The sequence below is a fragment of the Micromonospora sp. NPDC048871 genome, from assembly GCF_043198155.1.
Classification (GTDB): Bacteria; Actinomycetota; Actinomycetes; order Mycobacteriales; family Micromonosporaceae; genus Micromonospora.
On record NZ_JBICUM010000002.1, the window covers coordinates 525,565 to 545,733 of the forward strand.

Below are 20,169 nucleotides of genomic sequence, written 5' to 3' on the forward strand. Positions count from 1 at the left end.
GACACGACCATCCCGAAGATGGTCAGACCGACGGTCAGGGCGCCCAAGCGTCGCCCGATGGGCTTCATAGCCGGACTCGGCCTCATCTGTCGGCCTCCTGCCGAGATACGGCCAGGCAGGTGCCTGGATGATGGCGTGTGGATCGCATCAAATTCCTCCTGCTAACTGGTACCTGCTCCGCCGACGTACCGAAAAATGGTCGTGCAGCCGAAAGAGAAACCCCGCTGTCGACCCTCGGCCTTCGCTAGAGCGGCTCGTATTCGCCATCGACATCGACTCCGCCCGCATCGGTACTATTCGATGCAACTGCCGAGTCGATCGGCGGTCGTGCCAGCTCCGCGCGGCCGTTCGACCCGCTCGACGACTCCGGCGAGCTGTCTGATGACTCAGGCATAGACGGTTGTCCTGGCTCCATGAGGACAGTGTGGGATCACCTTGGCCGTAGATCGATTGGCCAAGTGCAGGATTTAAACCGCCCGCGCACCCACGGATTTATTTCGTGCCGCCTGACGGGGGCTGAATTTTTTCGTCCTGCGCCGGCGCGTGTGCCTCCTGCTCGACGAGGCCAAGTTCCATGATCTTGAGTGCGAGTCCCGTGCGGGAGGTCACCTGCAACTTGCGCATGGCCGACTTGATCTGGCTGGAGACGGTCTGCGTGGACACCATCAGCTCGTCGGCGATCTGGCGGTTCGTCCACCCACCGACCAGCAGGCGGGCCACTTCACGCTCGCGCGGCGACAGTTGGTTGCCGTAGCTCGGCCGGCCACGGCCCCGCGTCATGCCGCCTTTCCACCCGTACTCCTGCAAAGCCTGCAAGATCCGGTCGGCGTCGATGCCGGCGCCCAGTTCCGTCAGGGCCCGTGCTGTCTCGGCGAGCATCGGCAAGGCCACGTCGGGTTGGCCGACGGTGAGCAGGCAGCGGGCGTGGCGCTCCCGGGTGAGCAGCGCATCGTACGGGCGAGGCAACGCCTGCCACGCTGCGACCGCGTCAGCGAACAGCTCGGCGGCCCGGGCGGCCTGCCCGCGGGCTTCGGTGAGGATCGCGCGACACAGCGCCAGGGACGCCTGCGGTGCCGGGGCGGGCGCGTCGCCCAGGGCGCGTTGAAAGGCGCCGACCAGATCGCCGGCCTGGTCGATTCGACCAGCGGCAACCAGAGCCTCAACCCGCACGGGCGCGATTTCCGCGCCACGCGCCCAGATTCCGTTGCGTAGTGCTACTTCTCCGGGCTCCTCGGTCATGCGGAGCGCTTCCTCGACGCATCCGTCGCGCAGTCGCAGTCGGGCCAGCGCTGCCGTGGATTCGATGCGTTGCTGATCGTCCCTGCCGGCGACGAGCAGATGGCGTTCCGCCTGTTCCCGGTCTCCGTTGAGCGCATGCAGCAGGCCTGCCACCAGGGCCGCCTCGCGCTGGTCCCTCAGCCACACCCCGTCGGGCGCGGCCATCAGTGCGGCGGCCCGGTCCGCCAGGCCGGCCCAGGCGCCGGTGAACCAGTCCAGGTGTGCCTCGATTACCGCGATGGCGCCGAACAGCATCTCAAGCTGGTATCTGTCGGCAAGGTCTCTGGCCTTGGCCAGTCGCAGGCGGGCCTCGTCGTATCGACCCCAACGCATCGCCATCTCGGCGATATTCGCGTGGCTCGCCGCGATCAGCCCACGTTGGCGAGGATCCGCGCTCTCCTGGGGAAGCTGCTGCACCTCGGCCCAGGCGGTCTCCTCGCCGAGCATGAGCAGCGCGAACGTCCGCTCCTGGAGCAGGCGTAGTCGCTCGTATGGCGTGATCGACAACGTGGCCGCCGGTACCTCGCGCAGCTGACGCAGCTGCTCCTCGGTCAGCCGGGCGGTGCCGGGAGAAAGGGCAAGAAAGATCCGTGCTCGCGCGGCCTGCTCCGAGTCCGGCGCCAGATTGACCGTCGCCTGCTCGACCTCGAGTCGGGCCTCCTCCCAGGCACCCGCCACCATGAGGACCCGGCCGAGCTGAAAACGTACCGCTGCTTCCTGCTGCGACGTCAGCGCTTCCTTCCGCAGCGCGGACCGCAGGACACCGACGATGTCCGAATACGGGTCTGCGTCGGGCAACGGCTGGAACTGGATTTTCATCACGAGCCGCACCAGCGATTCGACCGGCAGGTCAACGCTGGTGACCAGCCGGTGCAGCAGGAGTGCGGCCGTGGCCGCGTCACCGGATTGGGCGGCGAGGTCGGCTGCCTGTTCGGCGTATCGGCACCATGCCTCGGTCTCGCCGGCCTGCCGGAAGTGGTGGGCCAACTGCGCCACCGGCGGCAGCACCGATCCTTCCAGTGCCCTGCCGGCCCGCAGATGCATGAGGTGGCGTTCCGGCACCGCGACGGCCTCGTACACCGCGCGGCAGGCCAGGGAGTGGCGGTACGACACCTTCCCACGCCGGTCCTCGCGCAGCAGGCCGCAGCCGAGCGCCTCCGCCGCGGCCACGCCGGCCCGCTCCGGCGGCAGACCGGCGACCGCGTTGAGGGTCAGGTAATCGGCGGGGGCGGCGAGCACCGCGGCGGCACGCAGGATGGCGACGGTGTCGGGCCGCAGTCGGGCGACACGTTCGAGCACGGCGTCACGGATCGTCGGCGGCACCTCGATGTGGCTCAGCCGACGGCGCGCCCAGCCGCCGGCGAGGCGGACCAGGTCGGCACGTTCCCGCATCAGGCGTATCGATTCCTCCACCGCCATGGGTACGCCGTCGGTGCGTTCGTGCAGGAAGGCCGCGAACTCGGCGGAGACGTGCTCGTCGGCCAGCATCGAGGAGACGAAGGCGGCCGTGTCATCGACTGACAGCGGCTCGAGTTCCACCCTGGACAGACGAGCGTCGGCGGGCAGCCGAGAGGACAGCCGCAGGAGCAACGAGTCGGCCGGTAGCTCTTCGGGCCGGTAGGTCACGACTATGCTCGCCGGCTGGGGGCGGCGCGAGACCAGGAACAGCAGGAACTCAAGGGTGGCGTCGTCGGCCCAGTGCACGTCCTCGAGCGCCAGCACAGCCACGTCGAGGCGGCCGAGCAACTCGACGAAGGCGCGGAAGAGTCGGTGCCGCGCCGCCGTCGGATCCTCGATCGGCTCCGGTGCGGGTGGCAGGTCGGCCGCCCATTCGGGAAACAACGGCCGAAGCGCTCCGGCCAGGCCGCTCAGCCGCAGCCCGGCGACATTGCCGACGCCCTCGCGCACCGCGTCGACCACTGCGCCGAGGGTGTAGGGCTCACGTAGGGGTGGGCAGGAACCGACGAGGGCCCGGTGACCCTGACCGGATGGAGATGCCAGGAACTCCCGCAACAGCCGGGTCTTGCCGATGCCGGCCTCCCCCTCCAGCAGGACCACGGCGGGCGGTTGTCCGAGTGCGCCGAACAACGCCCGCATCTCGCGGTCCCGCCCCACGAAACGAGGAGTGGAGATCGTTGGCGGTTGACGACGATCGACATCAGTTTGGCTGTTCATGGCCGCCTCCTCCGGCAGATCACCGGTCGGCCGACTCTGGCCTGGAGGTTAGTCCATGATCAAACTTTAGCAAATATTACTAGTCAGTAGCTGATCTATCTCTCTTCGAAGCGGACGGCTTGCTGATAGCGCGGACCCAATGTCCACAAGAGGCGGAATGGCCAAGATCCGTTATGGTCCATCCCCTTCGTTCCACCGGCCGGGCTGAACGAGAATCCCCGCTGACAGGTCAGCGGACCATCGAGCCGACGACCGGCTTGGTGAGCAGGGCGGACTGGTTGCGCTGGATGCCCGGGTCCAGGGTCTTCGCCACGAAGATGGCGTGCCAGATGCAGAAGATCAGCACGGTCCACACCTTGCGGGAGTGGTCGGCCTCCTCCCGCTTGTGCTCCTCCAGCAGGCGCAGGGCGTACGACAGGTCGAGCAGGTCACCGGCGCCGGAGGTGCTCAGCACGTGCCGGGCCCACTCGTACATCTCGCCACGCAACCAGACCCGGGTGGGGGTCGGGAAGCCGAGCTTCTTGCGGTTGACGATGGCCGGCGGCACCACCCCCTGCAACGCCTGACGCATGGCGTACTTGGTGGTGTCCGAGCGGGGTGGCAGCTTCAACTCCACCGGGATCTTGGCCGCCACCTCGAAGACCGCCCGGTCGAGGAAGGGCACCCGCACCTCCAGGGAGTGCGCCATGGAGATCCGGTCGGCCTTGACCAGGATGTCGCCGCGCAGCCAGGTGTAGAGGTCGACGTACTGCATCTTGGTGACGTCGTCCAGCTCGGTGCACTCGGCGTAGATCGGGGCGGTGACGTCGGTGTAGCGCACCGAGGGGTCGTAGCGGCGCAGCAGGTGCTGCTTCTCCTCCTCGGTGAACATCCGGGCGTTGCCGTAGTAGCGCTGCTCGATCGGGGTGGTGCCGCGCTCCAGGAAGCTCTTGCCCTTGACCCCCTGCGGGATGGCCTTGGACACCGCCCGCAGGCCCTTCTGCACCCCGCCGGGCAGCCCGTTGACGCCGCTCAGGGAGAGGGGTTCCCGGTAGATGGTGTACCCGCCGAAGAACTCGTCGGCCCCCTCGCCGGAGAGCACCACGGTGACGTGCTCGGCGGCCTTCTTGGCGACGAAGTAGAGCGGCACCAGGGCCGGGTCGGCCACCGGGTCGTCCAGGTGCCAGACGATCTTCGGCAGCGCGTCGATCATGTCCTGCGGCCCGATCTTGGTCGGGATGGTGGTCACGTCGAGGTGCCGGGCCGACTCCTGGGCGACATCGATCTCCGAGTAGCCCGGGACGTCGTAGCCGACCGTGAAGGTGAGGATGTTCGGGTTGAACTCCCGGGCCAGGGCCACCACCGCGGTGGAGTCGATGCCGCTGGACAGGAAGGAGCCGACCGGCACGTCCGAGCGCATGTGCATCCGTACGCTCTCCCGCAGGGTCTCCCGGATCTCGTGGTAGAGCTGCTGCTCGTCGGCGACCGGGGCGGGCCGGAACACCGGGCGGTACCAGCGGCGGATGTCGATCCGGCCACCCGGGGACCAGGTGAGGTACTCCCCCGACCCGATCCGACTGATCTGCTTGTGCAGGGTGCCCGGCTCGGGGACGTACTGCAGGGTCAGGTAGTGGCTGAGGTTGGCCGTGTCGACCCCGGCGTCGCCGATGTGCGCGGAGTGCGCGAAGGGCAGCAGGGCCTTCTTCTCCGAGGCGAGGTAGAGCCCGTCGGCGGTCTCCAGGTAGTGCAGCGGCTTGATGCCGTAGTAGTCCCGGGCGCCGAAGGCGCGGCGGGCCTGCCGGTCCCAGATGACGAAGGCGAACATGCCCCGTAGCCGGGTGAGCACCTGCTCGCCCCAGTAGTGGTAGCCGGCGACGATCACCTCCCCGTCACCGTTGGTGGCGAACCGGGCCCCGTGCTCGCGGATCAGCTCCTCGCGCAGCTCGATGTAGTTGTAGATCTCGCCGTTGAAGGTCAGCAGGTAGCGCCCGTCGGCGTAGGGCAGCGGCTCATGGCTGAGCGCGACGTCGATGATCGCCAACCGCTTGTGGGCGAAGACCCCGTCCGCGTACTGGCCGGTGGCGTCCCCGACCACCTCGACACCGGTCTCGTCCGGGCCGCGGTGGTGCAGGCATTCCAACGCTCCGGCGATGCTGTCGCGGTGAGCGGCGGCGTCGCCGCGCGCACTGAAAAAAGCCAGGAGTCCGCACATGGTCGTCATCTTTCCATGCGTACGAATCGGGCGTTGCGGCACGGGCGGGCTCCCCCACCGAGGGCCCGGAGAGGGTCCCGGCGCGCAGCACGAAATGATCACCATGGCCGGTGCGGACCGGATTCGCGGTACGGTCGGGGCCAGCGACGACATGAAGGGAGCGGGCATGACCGAGGAACGCACCGACGGCAAGCCGGCCGACGGCACCGAGTCACACGACCCGGACTTCCCCCCGGCGTTCCTGGCGTTCATGCGGCAGGGTTGGCGGGACACCACCCTGCCGGTAGGCCCCCGACCGGAGGTGCCGAACTACGCCAAGCGGCGAGCCGCGCTGTCGGCCGCCTTCCCGGGCGAGACCCTGGTGATCCCCACCGGCGGGGAGAAGATCCGCGCCAACGACACCGAGTACCGGTTCCGTCCGGGCAGCGACTTCGCGTACCTGACCGGCGACCACGACCCGGACAGCGTCCTGGTGCTGCGGCCCAACGGTTCCGGGCACGACCCGATCCTGTACATGCGGCCCCGCAGCTCGCGGGAGAACGACGAGTTCTTCCGCAGCCGGCACGGCGAGCTGTGGGTGGGCCGACGGCACACCCTCAGCGAGAAGTCCACCGAGCTGGGCCTGCCCACGGTGGATCTGGCCGAGCTGGACTCGGCGCTGGCCGAGCTGGCCCCGGCGCGTACCCGGGTGCTGCGCGGTTTCGACCCCCGGGTGGACGCCGCGGTCCGCGCCTACGACGGTCCGCGCGAGGAGGGTCAGCCCGCCCGGGACCGGGAGCTGGCCATCGCCATCTCCGAGCAGAAGCTCGTCAAGGACGAGTGGGAGATCAGCCAGTTGCAGGAGGCGATCGACGCCACCGTACGCGGCTTCGAGGATGTGGCCCGGGTGCTGCCGGCCGACCGGGGGGTCTCGGAGCGGCTGCTGGAGGGGATCTTCGCCCTGCGGGCCCGGCACGACGGCAACGACGTCGGCTACGGCTCGATCGTCGGCGCCGGGGAGCACGCCACGATCCTGCACTGGGTGCACAACCACGGGGTCACCCGGCCGGGCGAACTGCTGCTGATGGACATGGGGGTGGAGGGCCGCAACCTCTACACCGCCGATGTGACCCGGGTGCTGCCGGTCAACGGCCGGTTCACCCCCCTCCAGCGGCAGGTCTACGACATCGTGTACGCCTCGCAGCAGGCCGGCATCGACGTCATCAAGCCGGGGGTGGCCTTCAAGGAGGTCCACCTGACCTGTATGCGGGTGCTCGCCGAGGGCCTGGCCGACCTGGGGCTGCTGCCGGTGAGCGTGGACGAGGCCATGGACGAGAACTCCACCGTCTACCGCCGGTGGACCCTGCACGGCTTCGGCCACATGCTCGGCATCGACGTGCACGACTGCTCCAACGCCCGCAAGGAGGCTTACCGCGACGGCAACCTGGGCGAGGGATATGTGCTCACGGTCGAGCCGGGGCTGTACTTCCAGCCCGAGGACGAGCTGGTCCCCGAGGAACTGCGGGGGGTCGGCATCCGGATCGAGGACGACATCCTGGTCACCGACTCCGGTGCGGTGAACCTGTCGGCGGGTCTGCCCCGCCGCTCCGACGAGGTGGAGACCTGGCTGGCCGAGCAGCGCGAGGCGGGCCTGCGCCTGCCCGGCTGACCGCGCCACGACCGCCCGACGGGCCCCGCCCGGCGGTGTGCGACGTTTCGTACGTCCAGCACACCCCGAGCGGGGCCCGTCCTTGTTTGGTCCGGTCACCCGCTTCTTGCCCAGGCTGGCGCTGTGACCGGCACATGCCCGGAATACATCTAATGCGGGTGTTTTTCGGATACGCCCTTGTCGCGAGGATCCTTCTCATACGGTGGTCGTCGGAGGCTGCAACCGATTTGTAGCTGACGCGCCTCCTTCGGGTGGTGCGAGCCCGTTTGGTAGCAGGAAGGGCGGAAAGCTCTGATGTCCAACCTAACGACTCCCTCCGGTGAGGCCCCCATGGCCCCACCGAGACGAGGACGACGGAAACTTTGGGTGGCCGCCGGGGTAGCCGGCTTGACCGGCGTCGTCGGCCTGGCCGCCGTGGGCGGCGTGGCCGCCCGTAACCAGAAGTCCGGCGAGCGGCAACAGGCGTCGAACATGCCGGCGTCGGCACCGAAACAGCACGTCAGCGACGCGGACAAGGCCGAGGAGACCGGTGGCGCGGAGTCCGGCAAGGGCGACCGAGGCGACCGGCACGGCAAGGGCGACCAGGACGGCAAGGGCAAGCGCTTCGACGGTCGAGAACGGGTGAAGGAGGTGCCGTGCGACACCGACAAGCTGATCGACGCGATCACCCTGGCCAACCGGACCGACGGCGCGACCCTGAAGCTGGCCGAGCACTGCACCTACACGCTGACCCGGCACGACGAGTGGGGTAACGGCCTGCCACGGATCAATCAGCCGATCACCCTCAAGGGCGACAAGACCCGGATCGAGCGGGATCCGACGGCCAAGCCGTTCCGCATCCTCAACGTCGGCCCTGGCGGGGAACTCACCCTCAAGGGCCTGACCATCAAGGGCGGCCAGCTCAAGGACGACAAGAAGAAGGACGACTCGAAGCCCCGCGTACGGTGGGGGTCGAAGGGGGAAACGACGGCTCCCACGGCCACGCCGGAGGCGGCTGACGCCGCGCCCGGGACACCGGCGGTCGCCCCCCAGGCAGCAGCCGCGCCTCGGGCGGCAGCGGCACCGGCGGCCGCGCCCGGAGCCGGCGAGCCCGGCTCGGAGGTGACGCCGGCTCCGTGGCCCACCGGCGGGCACGGGCACACGCCCACCGAGGGCGCGGGTCTCCTGGTCCACCAGGGTGGTCGCGCCGTCGTCGAGCACAGCACCTTCGTACAGAATCACGCGGCCGGCGACGGCGGTGCCATCGCCAACTTCGGCGCCACCCGCATCGACGGGACCCTGATCGAGCGCAACAGCGCCGGTGGCTTCGGCGGCGGCATCTTCAACGCCGGAGCTCTCCAGGTCGAGCAGTCCGAGGTGGTTCGCAACAGCGCCGAGGAAGGCGGCGGCGGCATCGCCAACGGCTCGTCCGACAAGTACGGGATCGAGGGCGGCACCGTCTACATCTTCAAGAGCAAGATCAGTCACAACCGGACCGCGGGTGACGGTGGCGGCCTGGCCGACAACGGCGGGACCACCTCGGCCAGCCACAGCGAGTTCACCGACAACACCGCGGGCTCCGATGTCGGCGGTGTGCTCGCCAACGTCGACAGCCAGCTGACCCTCAAGCACGTGCTCGTCGCGAAGAACTCCACCCAGGGCCGGGCCGGCGGCATCGGCATCGGTGCGGGCACCAAGGCCGTCATCGAGCACAGCCTCGTCAAGGAGAACGTCTCCGACGGCGACGGTGGCGGAATCTTCAACTTCGGCTTCACCGTGCTGCGGGACACCGAGGTACTCGCCAACCAGGCGGTCGGTGGGTACGCACAGGCCGGCGGGATCTACAACGACGGCGGCAAGGTCAGTCTGATCCGGTCGAAGGTGGCCTTCAACTTCTCCACCAAGAAGCCGGGCGGCATCTTCACCAACAACGACCGCGTCGACATCGACAGCAAATCCACGGTCGTCGACAATCGCCCGACCAACTGCCTCGGCAGCCCGGTCATTCCGGACCGCTGCTTCGGCTGAGACATACCGAGAGAGCCAGACCACATAGCCGGAGGGCTTCTCCGGGCCGCCACCCGGCGCCCCGGAGAAGCCCTCCCCCTTCTCCCCCCGCCCGCCCAGCCATGTTGATCGAGAAGTTTGCGTCACGAATGGCGTGTAGCACGACCAAAAGCTCTTGATCAGCCGCCTGTCCGGGGTGCGGCCACGGTGGGGTGGGGATGAGGGCTTGGGTGCGCGGGACAGCGAATGCACCTAATGCGGGTTCCTTTCGCATTTGGCCGCGAGGTGAGGAAGATTCTCTTACTGTTGGTTTCGGGAGCTACAACCGATTTGTAGCAGGGGACGCCCGCCTGAGGCGGAGCGACCCTGTCTGGTACGAGGAGAGGGCAAAAGCTCCGATGTCCAACTACCTAGCGAACAACGATGATCGGCCGACGCCGAAGCGTCGCCGCAAGCTCTGGGTGGCCAGCGGCGTTGCCGGATTGACCGGCGTGGTCAGCATCGCCGCGGTCGGCGTCGCTGGTGCCGGGGCGGTCGGCGGCAGTGACGGGGTGAAGTGGTCGACCACCCAGCAGGTCATCCGCGACGACGTCCAGGGCGAAGCGGAACACGGCAAGGAGGCGGAACACGACGGCAAGAAGCGGGACCGCGATCGGCACGATGAGCGGGCGAGGGAGGTGCCCTGCGACAGCGACAAGCTGATCGAGGCGATCACCCTCGCCAACAACAGGAACGGTGCCACCCTGAGGCTGGCCGAGCACTGCACCTACAAGCTCACCCGGCACGACAAGTGGGGCAACGGCCTACCGAAGATCACCCAACCGATCACCCTCAAGGGCGACAAAACCAAGATCGAGCGGGATGCCACGGCCAAGCCGTTCCGCATTCTCAATGTCGGTCCCGGCGGGGAACTCACCCTCAAGGGCCTGACCATCAAGGGCGGCCAGACCGGGCCGGCCAAGAAGGTCTCGGCGCCGGAGCCGCGGAAGACGTGGTCACAGTTCTCGGGTTCGGGCGAGGCGACGGACGCCGTACAGGGCGGCAAGCCGCTGGCCACCGCGTTGCAGGCCGCGCCGAAGGCGCCGGCCGAGACCGACGCGGCGGCGGTGCCCGCCACCGCCCAGGTCGACGGGGAGCAGGAGTGGCAGTCCGAGGAGCAGGTCGAGGCCGAGGGCGACTGGGAGCCGGGCCGTTTTGACGGCGCGGGCCTGCTGGTGCAGCCGGGCGGCCGGGCCGATGTCCACGACACCGAGTTCGTCGAGAACCAGTCCGGTGCCAACGGTGGTGCCGTGGCCAACTACGGCCAGACCCTGCTCCACGAGAGCCGCGTCGTCGACAACACCGCCTTCCTCTTCGGCGGCGGCATCCTCAACGTCGGCGTCCTCAACATCGAGAAGTCGGCGGTGAAGAACAACCAGGCGATCATCGGCGGTGCGGGCATCTCCAACGGTCTGGTCAAGTTCAAGCCGCACAAGGACAAGCTGCACCACGCCGGCATCGACAACGGCACGTTGTACGTCGAGAAGTCCGAGATCGAGGGGAACGAGACCACCGGCTTCGGCGGCGGCATCCTCGACATCGGCGGTCAGACCTCCGTCAAGCACTCGAAGGTTTCCGACAACGCCGCGCTGATCGCCGGTGGCGGCATCCTCGCGGCCAAGAAGAGCCAGCTCACCCTGGCGCACAGCACGGTCGCGAAGAACAGCACCGCAGGTGTCGGCGGCGGCCTGGCAGTGGTCGACTGGAGCACCGCCACGGTCGACGACAGCGCCATCAAGGACAACGTCGCCGGGTTCTTCGGCGCCGGCCTGTTCAACGAGGACAGCAAGACCACGCTGCGGGACACCGAGGTCACCGGCAACCGTGCCGTCGGCCCGTTCGCTGTCGGCGGTGGCATCTTCAACAAGGGCGGCTGGGTCTACCTGACCAAGACCGAGGTGGCCCACAACTCCGCCCGCAACAAGCCGGGCGGCGTCTTCACCAACAACGACGGCGTGGTGTTGGACGACAAGTCCGTCATCACCGACAACCGTCCCACCAACTGCCTCGGCAGCCCGGTGGTTCCGGACGGCTGCTTCGGCTGATCCACACGGTTGACCGGTACTGACACCGGCTCCGACCGCAGACCGGCTCCCTTCCGACCACGGAAGGGAGCCGGCCGTCGGTGGCTGATTGCTGCGGGCACGAACGAGGGCTGACCGTGCGGTCCAGCCCCCGTTCGTGGTGGTACGGCCTACCGCTGCACGAAGACGGCCACACTGCGCGCCGGGACGGTGAAGGTGCCGGTCGACGCGGCGAAGGCGGCGGTCCGCAGCACCGGGTCGGCCGAGGAACGCAGCATCGGGTGCAACGTCACGTCCGCGCCCCGCAGCCCGGTCACCCGCTGGGTGGCCGCCTCCGGGGTGCCGTTGAAGACCACGGTCACGGACTTCCAGGCCCCGCCGAGGCCCCGGGCGTCCAGGGTCATGGTCAGCACCCCCGGCGTCTCGCCCGTGCCGGACAGCGGGAAGCTGACCCGCCGCTGCACCTCCTGTGCCGTGGACAGCCCGAACACCGGGGAGGAGTTACGGATCCGCAGCAGTTCGGCGTACCGGGCGTCGGTCAACTCGATCGCGGCACAGTCCGGCACCAGCAACGGATCGGCCAGCAGCGGCTTCGCGTACGGCCACTTGTCCCGGTTGTCCTCGGCGGGCGGCAGGCCGGCGCCGAACCCGTTGCCCTGGGCGCAGTCCCAGCGGATCTGGTTGAACCAGTCCCCCGAGTTGTACGAGTTGCGGTCCAGCGACTTCGACCGCAGCCGCTCGGTGCCGGTGGTGACGAACCCGGCCCCCTGACCCAGCACCACCGTGCTCAGGGCCAGCACCTGCATCCGGGCCCGGTCGGTGGCCGGGGTGGCCTGGGGCAGCTTGTACGCCAACGCGTCGTACAGGATCTCGTTGTCGTGGGCGTCGACATAGGTGATCGCCTCGCCGGGCGAGTCGGTGTAGCCGGCGGGCGAGCCGTTGTAGTCCACCTGGTCGCCGGTGACCGTCCGGCCCGCCGAGTCGGTGAACCGGTAGCCGCGCAGGTTGCCGACCAGCCCGACCTTGATCAGGTCCTGCTGGTGCAGCAGCCGGGCCCGCTGTTCGGCGGTGCTGCCGTTGATCGGGTCGCCGTTGGGGTCGCTGAACAGCCCGGAGGCGAAGCCCTGCTGACGCGGGTTGTCGTCGAAGGGCCCACCGCCGCGCACCGCGTCGCGCAGCCGGTCGTTGAAGGTGCCGATCCCGGTGCCGGCCATGTTGGCCTGGGTGGCCTGTACGAACCGGGCGTCGTCGGCCACCTCGCCGAAGTTCCAGCCCTCGCCGTAGAGGAGGATCTTCCGGCCGTCCACCCCGTCCCGGGCCACGGTCAGCTTGTCCAGCGCGGCGCGTACGGCCAGGATGTTCGCCTTCGGGTGGTGGCCCATCAGGTCGAACCGGAACCCGTCGACCTTGTACGCCTTGGCCCAGGTGACCATCGAGTCGACCACCAGCTTGCCCATCATCGCGTGCTCGGGGGCGGTGTTGGCGCAGCAGGTGGAGGTGGCCACCGTCCCGTCGTCGAGCAGCCGGTGGTAGTAGCCGGGCACGATCTGGTCGAGCACCGAGCGGGGGTCCGTACCGGTGGCCGAGGTGTGGTTGTAGACCACGTCCAGCACCACCCGCAGACCGGCCCCGTTGATCCCGGCGACCATCTGCCGGAACTCCGTGGTGCGCCCGGCGCCGTCCGGGTCGACGGCGTACCCGCCCTCCGGGACGGTGTAGTGCAGGGGGTCGTACCCCCAGTTGTAGCCGTCGCGCTCGCGCACCGCGGCGATGCACTCCTGCTGGCGCTCCGAGTCCGGCGGCAGGGCGGCCAGGTCGCAGTCCGGCTGCCGCTGGTCGGCCCGCCGTTCCGGGATGGTGGCGAAGTCGAAGGTCGGCAGCAGGTGCAGGTGGTTGACGCCGGCCTCGCTGATCGCCCGCAGGTGCTTCATCCCGGCCGTGTTCGGGTCGGTGAAGGCCAGGAAGGTGCCCCGGCGGTCGGCCGGGACGGTGCTGTCGGCGATGGAGAAGTCGCGTACCGACAGCTCGGAGATCTGCACCTTGGCGGCCGGCGGGGCGGCCGGTTTGCGCAGCTTGGCCCAGCCGGGCGGGGCCAGCCTGGGGTCGGCCAGGTCGACGATCTGGCTGTGGGTGGAGTCCGCCGCCAGGGCCACCGAGTAGGGGTCGGTCACCGCGGCGGTGACCATCTGCTGGGCGGCCGGTTGCCAGGCCTGCACCCGGTACCGGTAGTACCGGCCGGTCCAGTCCCGGGCCCCGCGTACCGACCAGACTCCGGTGCGGTCGTCCCGGCGCATCTGCACCAGGCGCGGAGTCGCGGTGGGCGAGTCGAACAGTTCCAGCGACACGCTGCGGGCCGTCGGGGCCCAGACCGCCAGGGTCGGTACCCCGTCGGTGAAGGTGGCCCCCAGTCGGGCGGCCGTCGCCGGGGCGTAGAGGTCGTCGAGCACCCCCGGGAGTTGCACCCCGGTCGCGCCGAGCAGGGTCCCGTCGGCGGCCCGCTCGGTCACCAGCACCTGCCCGCGCAACGCGGCCGGCACCTTGGCCAGGTCTCGCCGGTCCAGGGTGAAGGTCCGGTGGTCCCACAGGTGCGGGAAGGCCGCCCGCTGGGCCTCGGTGAGCCCGTTGCGCTGCGCGGTCAACGGCAGCGAGGTGTACGCCCCGACCAGCTCGCCGTCGACCACCCGCACCCCGCCGGCCGGGGCGGTCACCAGGGCGTACGCCTTGCCGTCGCCTGCGCCGGTGCGCCAGGCGACGGTGGACCGGTCGATCCAGTGGGCCTTCTGCCGGCCGATGTCGATGTCCGTACCGGTGCCGGTGGCCGTGGTCGGCAGCAGCCGGCCCGGGGTGGCGGCCAGCAACCACACCTCACGTCCGGCCTCGGCGAAGTCGAGCCGCTGGTCCTGCGGCAGATCCTTCTCGTCGCCCCGGTGGATGATGTAGCTGAGCCCGGTAGCGCCCTCGGCCAGCGGCACCCGGAACTCGGCGCCGAAGGAGTCGATCCGGGTCGGCGGCATCGGCCGCGCCCAGTCGGTGGGGTTGGCGGCGCCGTCCCACAGGTGCAGGCCCCAACCCTCGTAGTTGCCGTCGGACCGGCGGTAGTGGAGCACCGCCGTGCCCTCCTCGACCGGCGGCGCGGGCCCACCGGCCGCCTCCTCCCGCCTCTGGTAGGTCGCCGGGTCACCCTGTTTGACCCAGACCTCCCCGGTCTGCGTCACATCCACCACCCGGTCATTGTCGACGTCCTTGGTGCCGTCCGCATCGACCACCAGGAAGCCGACCGATTTCGCGCCCGGCTTCAGCTTCACCCAGGCGAACCGGCCGTAGGCGTCCGTCCCGGCGAAGGGCTGCCCCTTCGGCCATTCGGTGGCGTACTCGGGGTCGATGTCACCCCAGGTGTAGAGCCCCCAGTCGGGGTAGTCGCCGTCGGGCCGCTGGTAGTGCACCACCAGCCAGTCCCGGGAGGAGCCGACCTGGTCGGGGGTGCCGACCGTGGTGGCCCCCCGGGCGGTCGCGGCGCGGCCCCGCCCGTCGCGGACCACCGCCAGGTAGTCGACCTTGGTGCCGGCGGCCAGCCCGGTCAGGTCGTGGTGCACGGTGTACGGCGCCCGATGGGTGGTGCCGAGCAGGGTCCACCGGCCACCGGCGACCCGGGCCGCCATCGTGACCGTGGCCAGTGGGTCCCCGGTCACCTGGGCGGTGACCTCGGCCCGGGTGGCCTGGGGTGCCTCCGGGACGGTGATGGTCGGGCCCGGCTTGGTGGTGGGCAGGGCCACCGGCTTGCCGGCCCGGTGCACCACGGCCGACAGCGGCGGCACGGTGACGGTCAGCTTGCCGTCCCCGGCCGCCCTGGGCCGACCGGTGCTGCCGTAGACCCCGGCGAAGGTGGCACCGGGCGACCAGGTGTCCACCGTGACGGTCTGGGGGGTGGCCGCGTTGTTGACCGCCACCAGGTACTCGGTGCGGTCGTCCGGGTCGAACCGGGAGAAGGCGAAGACCCCCGGCCCCTCGGCCGCGTGCCGGGTCACCTGCACCCCGTCGCGCAACGCCGGGTGGGCCTGGCGCAGCTGGCCCAGGGCGGCGATGGTCCGGTACAGCGGGTGGCCGCGGTCGAACTGGTCCTGGGCGTGGGTGCGGTCGGTGCCGAGCAGGTCGTCGTCGAGGTAGTCCGGGGTCCGGGAGGCGAACATCGGCTGCCGGGCGTCCTTGTCCCCGCCCGCCCCGGTGAAGCCCTGCTCGTCACCGGAGTAGATCACCGGCTGGCCCCGGGTGAGGAACATCAGCTCGTGGGCCAACTGGTCACGGCGCAGGTGGGTGGCCGGGTCGGTGGGGCCGGCGGCGATGAAGGAGCCGATCCGACCCATGTCGTGGTTGCCCAGGAAGGTGGGCAGTCGACCGGCGTGGGTGTCCCGGGCGGCGTACAGGTCGTCGCGGGCGTACACCTCGGCCAGGGTCTTGGCGGAGCCCTCGCCGGCGGTGTAGCCCCGGGCCGCCTCCTGGAAGGCGAAGTCCAGGGTGGCCGGCAGCCCGCCCTGCCGTACGTAGCTGGAGGTGATCTCCTGGTCGGCGCTGTAGACCTCGCCGAACATGAAGAAGTCCTTCTTGCCGGCGCGGGTGGCGGCCTGGTCGATGCCCTGGCTGAACTGCGGCCAGAAGTCCATGTTGACGTGCTTGACGGTGTCCAGCCGGAACCCGTCCACCCCGGTGTCGCGTACCCAGTCGGCGTAGATCTTGGTCATGCCCCGGACCACCTCGGGCCGTTCGGTCCACAGGTCGTCCAGGCCGAAGAAGTCGCCGTACTCGCTGTTCTCCCCGACGAAAGTCGAGTCACCCCGGTTGTGGTACATGGTCGGGTCGTTCAGCCAGCCGGGCACCTTGACCTTGGCGTCCGCCGGGCTGGCGAAGGTCGGGGTGTACGGGAAGGACCGGTTGTTCACCTGCGGGAAGGTACGGCTGCCGTCGGCGTAGTTGCGGTCCTCGAAGGGCCGGCCCTGCGCGTCGCGGTACGGCGCGGTCTTCTTGTCGAGGTAGCTGTACCTGTCCTCGGCGTAGGTGATCACGTCGGCGGTGTGGTTGACGATCACGTCGAGGTAGACCTTGATGCCCCGTCGGTGGGCCGAGGCGACCAGCTTCTTCAGGTCGGCGGCGGTGCCGAAGTGCGGGTCGACCTGGGTGAAGTCGGTGATCCAGTAGCCGTGGTAGCCGGCCGAGACGTCGTCCCCCTTGCCCTGCACCGGCCGGTTCTTGAACACCGGCGCGAGCCAGATCGCGGTCGTGCCCAGCCCCTGGATGTAGTCCAGCCGATCGGTCAGCCCCTTGAGGTCGCCGCCCTGGTAGAACCCCTTGTCGGTGGGGTCGTACCCGGTGCGCAGCCGGTCTCCGGTCAGCCCACCCCGGTCGTTGCGCGGGTCGCCGTTGGCGAACCGGTCGGGCAGTACGAAGTAGAACTGCTCGGCGCGGGCCGAACTGGCGCCCGCCGCCAGCAGAGCCTTGGCGCTGGGCTCGGACTGCCAGGTGACGGCCCCGGTGGGACTCAGCGAGCCGGTGCCCGGGGCGGCCACGGCGGGGCTCTGGTGCACCACGACCGGTGCCCCGAGCAGGGTGAGGGTGAGCAGCAGGACGAGGGGGAACAGGGCGCTGCGGGGTTTCGGCGGGGGCTTCATCGACGGCCTTCCTCTGGTCGCTGACTGGCCCGCACGCTAGCCCTTGCCGAAAGGTTCTGCAATACCTTGCAAACGAACCGGTAATGTTGTCGACACCTTGCGCAAGCTTGAAAGCACCGCGCAACAGCGGGAGGGTCCTCAGAGGCCGTCGCAGGTCCGTCCGGACACGACACAACGCGCCGGGCGGGGCGAGGCGAACTCGATGTGGAACCGCAGGGCTACGGCCGCACCGGCCGCCAGATCCGGGCCGCTGCGGTAGGTCAGGGTGCCGCCGGAATCGCGGAAGGTCCCCTGCGGCACCCCCTCCAGCCAGGCGGTGACCACCCGACCGCCGGGGTACTCGACCCGGGCCACCCACTCCTGGTCGCGCCGGGAGGTGTTACGGATCGACAGCTCCGCGATGAATCCGCCGTCGAAGGTGTCGGTCACCCGGTAGCGCGCCTGAATCGGCGAGGCCGGTGTGGCGGGTGGACGGGCGATCGGCGGGCTGCTGACCTCGGGTGCCGCATAGGTCGGTGCCGCCGAGCGGGAGGGTTGCCCGGCCGAGGGCTCAGGCTCGGGCGCGGGCATGGCCGCCGTACCGGTCGGGGTGGGTGGGTCGGTGCGACGCGGAGACAGGCCCGGCACCGGCTGCGACGGTAGGCCGGAGGCCCCCCACCCGGCCGAGGTGGCGCGTGGCGGCGGCACCGCACCCAACGGCGGGGTGGGGTCGTAGTCGGCTCCGGGCCCCCGGTACGCCCCCACCGCGATGACGAGCAGCACCACCATCGCGCCCACCCCGATCGAGATCAGGATCCAGGGCGAGGACGCCACCGCGGTGGCACCGGGGGACGGCATCGAACGCGGAGCGCGACGCACACCGGACATGTCTCTCCTCAGCGGGCAGCCCGGCAAGGGTAACGATCATGACAGAACTCGGGAAGTCCCCGACCGATCAATCAACAGTCCCGACTGTACGGTCAGCCCATCGCACAGGCTGAGCCGTTGACCGTGCATTGTGCCGGGTAATTCCGATTTCCGGTACGGCTGATTCGCAGATACACCGTCTGCCGCCCGCTGGCGGGCAGCAGACCGGTGCCACTGAGCTGGTACCAGCCCGCTCCCTTGATGCTCATCGACACCCCCGGCCCACTGGAGGCCCGAACGCCGGTGACCTCGCTGGTGAACCTCAGGTCGACCACCCATCCAGCCGGCTGATCGGTGCCGTTGTGGACAACCAACCGGGCCCGGTAATAGTCCGTCACACTGAAGGTGACCAGATAGCTGGCGGCAAACTCCCCGGCGTCCACGGCCAACGACGGCGGGTCAGAGACATCGGGCGATTCGGAGGGTTCCGCTTCCCTGCGCGACGGCTCCGACACCGTACGCGACGGAAGCGCCGACCGTGTCGACGACGGAGTGACCGCCGGGCCGGGAGTCGCCCTCGGCGAGGGGGTGGGTTTGCGGGTTGCGCTGGGCTTTGGGGTCGGGGTGGGCTGGGTCGGCAGCAGCATCGGCGGACCGGGCGTCCACGCCGTTGGCTGTTCCGGCTGGCGAAAGGACAACGTCGCCACCACCAGCAACACCGCCAGCACCGCGACGCCGACCAGCACCACCACCCATGGTGCCGACCCGATCACGGTGGGCAAGGCCACCCGGCCGTGGCGATCTGCGCCCTCGTCGCCCGCCGACCGCTCCGGCATTCAGGCCCCCTCATGGTCACCGATGGGTCAGCCTAGCCAGGCGGACCCGGGCACCGAACAGCCCGGCCAGTCGACAGTGGAGCCCCGGCCGGCCGGTGGTGGGGTCTGGCTGGCCGGCGGGTCAGCCGGTGACAGCTGGTTGACGGGTCAGCCGGCCCGGATCACTGTGCAGATGGCCGGTCCGTCGTCAGTGGATCGCAGCAGGTAACGGTAGCGTTCGCCCGTCACCTGCCGTCCCTGGCTGTCCAGGAACTCCCACCGGACGGCCACCATGGTCAGCAGCGCGGAGATGTGCTGGATCTGCTCGATCTCGGCGTGCGCGGCGATGAGTTCCCGCTCGCTGTAGTCCGGGGCGGCGCCCACGAAGGACAGCGCCACCGCTGCGGGCGAGGTGAACGAGAAGCTGTAGGTGTCGGCGACCACCAACCCCGGCAGGGCGTAGCAGCCGGCGATCGCGGGCAGGTCACCGGCGGTCAGGGCCACGCCGTACCGGTCGAAGAATTCGGTCAGGACGTCGAGATCGGTGGAGGCATTCACAGGCAGGAAGTTGCCGACCGGCCGGTCGACCAAACCTCAACGGGCCGGCATCCGTACCTCGATCTCGCTGCCCAGCCGGGCCCCGCCGCGCAGCCCGAGGTCATCGCCGCTCCAGAAGCGTCCCGGGTCGTACCAGTTGGGACGGCGACCGGCCGGCAGCAGCCCCATCGCCTCGTAGGTGACCGCCACCACCTCCGCGCAGTAGGCGCTCTCCAGGGTCGACTCGTCAGCGGCGGCCGTGCTTTGGGCGGTCGGCTCCGCCGAGCCGACCGGGCGGGAAAGGGCGGCGGGTAGCGGCAGGCGGGGCAGGCGCGGGGCCGGCACCCGGCCGCGAAGCCAGCGCCAGGCCATCTGGGCGGTGGACGGGAAGGGGGTGCCGTCCAGCCGGGCGATGGTCCGCAGCACCGCCTTCTCCATCTCCGGGTCGGCCGGCGGGTCGAGCTGCCGCAGCCAGGCCCGCTGGCCGTACCGGTTGGCCCAGACGCAGACCGCGTCCCGCAGGTCGTGCAGCTGCACCCCCCGCTGGTGGGTACCGGTCCACATGTCCGGCAGGGAACGGCCGAGTTCGGCGTGCCACATCAGGGGTGGCATGTCGTCCAGCACGACCGCCATGCCGACATGGTTGACCGGGCTGTTCGTGGTCCACTGAATGGCCCGGTCCGGCGCGCTGCGCCCCCGGAACAGCCACATGTCGCCGGTACGGGTCAGCTCGACCGCGTCGTCCAGGCTGATGCTCATGAGGGTTTACCCTAAGCGGATGCGGCGACGGGTGCGGTGGTGGAAGGTTCTCGGTCTCGCCGGTCTGGCCGGTGTGGCGGCCTCGGGGGTGGTGATCGCGCGAGCCGAACGACGGCGGCGTGCGTACACACCGGAGGAGATCCGGGATCGGCTGCGCAACCGGCACGCGGAGGCCAGTTCCTTCTCCCCCGCCGGCGAGCAGGACTGACGC

General features: G+C 69.9%; 11 protein-coding genes. 4 read left to right on the plus strand and 7 right to left on the minus strand.

Translation table 11 applies throughout. The features are described 5' to 3' along the window. Positions 1-492 precede the first annotated feature (492 nt). Both ACGFIK_RS06995 and asnB read right to left on the minus strand, forming a co-directional pair. Positions 493-3,453, minus strand: a complete 2,961-nt coding sequence (locus ACGFIK_RS06995) for a helix-turn-helix transcriptional regulator (RefSeq protein ID WP_393338170.1) — start codon at positions 3,451-3,453, stop codon at positions 493-495. A 229-nt stretch (positions 3,454-3,682) separates the two neighbouring features. Then, a complete protein-coding gene (gene asnB / locus ACGFIK_RS07000) occupies positions 3,683-5,644 on the minus strand; it encodes an asparagine synthase (glutamine-hydrolyzing) (protein WP_327027048.1) in 1,962 nt (653 codons plus the stop codon). Between the two features lie 166 nt (positions 5,645-5,810). On the opposite strand from asnB, the gene ACGFIK_RS07005 reads away from it, so the two are divergent. The 3 genes from ACGFIK_RS07005 (at position 5,811) to ACGFIK_RS07015 (ending at position 11,362) form a co-directional block, all read left to right on the plus strand. Then, positions 5,811-7,292, plus strand: a complete 1,482-nt coding sequence (locus ACGFIK_RS07005) for an aminopeptidase P family protein (protein ID WP_327025029.1) — start codon at positions 5,811-5,813, stop codon at positions 7,290-7,292. A gap of 294 nt (positions 7,293-7,586) precedes the next feature. Next, positions 7,587-9,299: a right-handed parallel beta-helix repeat-containing protein gene (locus tag ACGFIK_RS07010; protein ID WP_393338173.1), complete on the plus strand. Its 1,713-nt coding sequence runs from the start codon at positions 7,587-7,589 to the stop codon at positions 9,297-9,299. A 377-nt stretch (positions 9,300-9,676) separates the two neighbouring features. After that, positions 9,677-11,362 carry a right-handed parallel beta-helix repeat-containing protein gene (locus ACGFIK_RS07015; protein ID WP_393338176.1) on the plus strand — a complete coding sequence of 562 codons (1,686 nt, stop codon included), beginning with the start codon at positions 9,677-9,679 and terminating at the stop codon, positions 11,360-11,362. Between the two features lie 149 nt (positions 11,363-11,511). Here ACGFIK_RS07015 and pulA read toward each other — a convergent pair whose 3' ends face one another. The 5 genes from pulA to ACGFIK_RS07040 all read right to left on the minus strand — a co-directional run bounded on the left by pulA (position 11,512) and on the right by ACGFIK_RS07040 (position 19,958). Then, complete coding sequence (pulA, locus tag ACGFIK_RS07020; protein ID WP_393338179.1) at positions 11,512-17,001, minus strand: pullulanase-type alpha-1,6-glucosidase; 5,490 nt, start codon at positions 16,999-17,001, stop codon at positions 11,512-11,514. Between the two features lie 138 nt (positions 17,002-17,139). Beyond that, positions 17,140-17,868 carry a cellulose binding domain-containing protein gene (locus tag ACGFIK_RS07025; RefSeq protein ID WP_393338182.1) on the minus strand — a complete coding sequence of 243 codons (729 nt, stop codon included), beginning with the start codon at positions 17,866-17,868 and terminating at the stop codon, positions 17,140-17,142. Positions 17,869-17,960: 92 nt separating this feature from the next. Then, complete coding sequence (locus ACGFIK_RS07030; RefSeq protein ID WP_393338184.1) at positions 17,961-18,599, minus strand: hypothetical protein; 639 nt, start codon at positions 18,597-18,599, stop codon at positions 17,961-17,963. Between the two features lie 231 nt (positions 18,600-18,830). Continuing rightward, entirely contained in the window at positions 18,831-19,220 is a 390-nt protein-coding gene (locus ACGFIK_RS07035) for a hypothetical protein (protein WP_327025023.1), read from the minus strand. 36 nt (positions 19,221-19,256) lie between these two features. Then, complete coding sequence (locus ACGFIK_RS07040; protein WP_393338186.1) at positions 19,257-19,958, minus strand: hypothetical protein; 702 nt, start codon at positions 19,956-19,958, stop codon at positions 19,257-19,259. On the opposite strand from ACGFIK_RS07040, the gene ACGFIK_RS07045 reads away from it, so the two are divergent. Next, positions 19,957-20,166: a hypothetical protein gene (locus ACGFIK_RS07045; protein WP_357529738.1), complete on the plus strand. Its 210-nt coding sequence runs from the start codon at positions 19,957-19,959 to the stop codon at positions 20,164-20,166. The two genes, ACGFIK_RS07040 and ACGFIK_RS07045, sit on opposite strands and share 2 nt — an antisense overlap. Positions 20,167-20,169: the final 3 nt, after the last annotated feature.

What these genes read in the sequence shown, in the direction of transcription:
- ACGFIK_RS06995 (WP_393338170.1), bottom strand. Translation starts at nt 3,453, where the DNA reads ATGAACAGCCAAACTGATGTCGATCGTCGTCAACCGCCAACGATCTCC.
- asnB (WP_327027048.1), bottom strand. Translation starts at nt 5,644, where the DNA reads ATGTGCGGACTCCTGGCTTTTTTCAGTGCGCGCGGCGACGCCGCCGCT.
- ACGFIK_RS07005 (WP_327025029.1), top strand. Translation starts at nt 5,811, where the DNA reads ATGACCGAGGAACGCACCGACGGCAAGCCGGCCGACGGCACCGAGTCA.
- ACGFIK_RS07010 (WP_393338173.1), top strand. Translation starts at nt 7,587, where the DNA reads ATGTCCAACCTAACGACTCCCTCCGGTGAGGCCCCCATGGCCCCACCG.
- ACGFIK_RS07015 (WP_393338176.1), top strand. Translation starts at nt 9,677, where the DNA reads ATGTCCAACTACCTAGCGAACAACGATGATCGGCCGACGCCGAAGCGT.
- pulA (WP_393338179.1), bottom strand. Translation starts at nt 17,001, where the DNA reads ATGAAGCCCCCGCCGAAACCCCGCAGCGCCCTGTTCCCCCTCGTCCTG.
- ACGFIK_RS07025 (WP_393338182.1), bottom strand. Translation starts at nt 17,868, where the DNA reads ATGTCCGGTGTGCGTCGCGCTCCGCGTTCGATGCCGTCCCCCGGTGCC.
- ACGFIK_RS07045 (WP_357529738.1), top strand. Translation starts at nt 19,957, where the DNA reads ATGAGGGTTTACCCTAAGCGGATGCGGCGACGGGTGCGGTGGTGGAAG.
- ACGFIK_RS07040 (WP_393338186.1), bottom strand. Translation starts at nt 19,958, where the DNA reads ATGAGCATCAGCCTGGACGACGCGGTCGAGCTGACCCGTACCGGCGAC.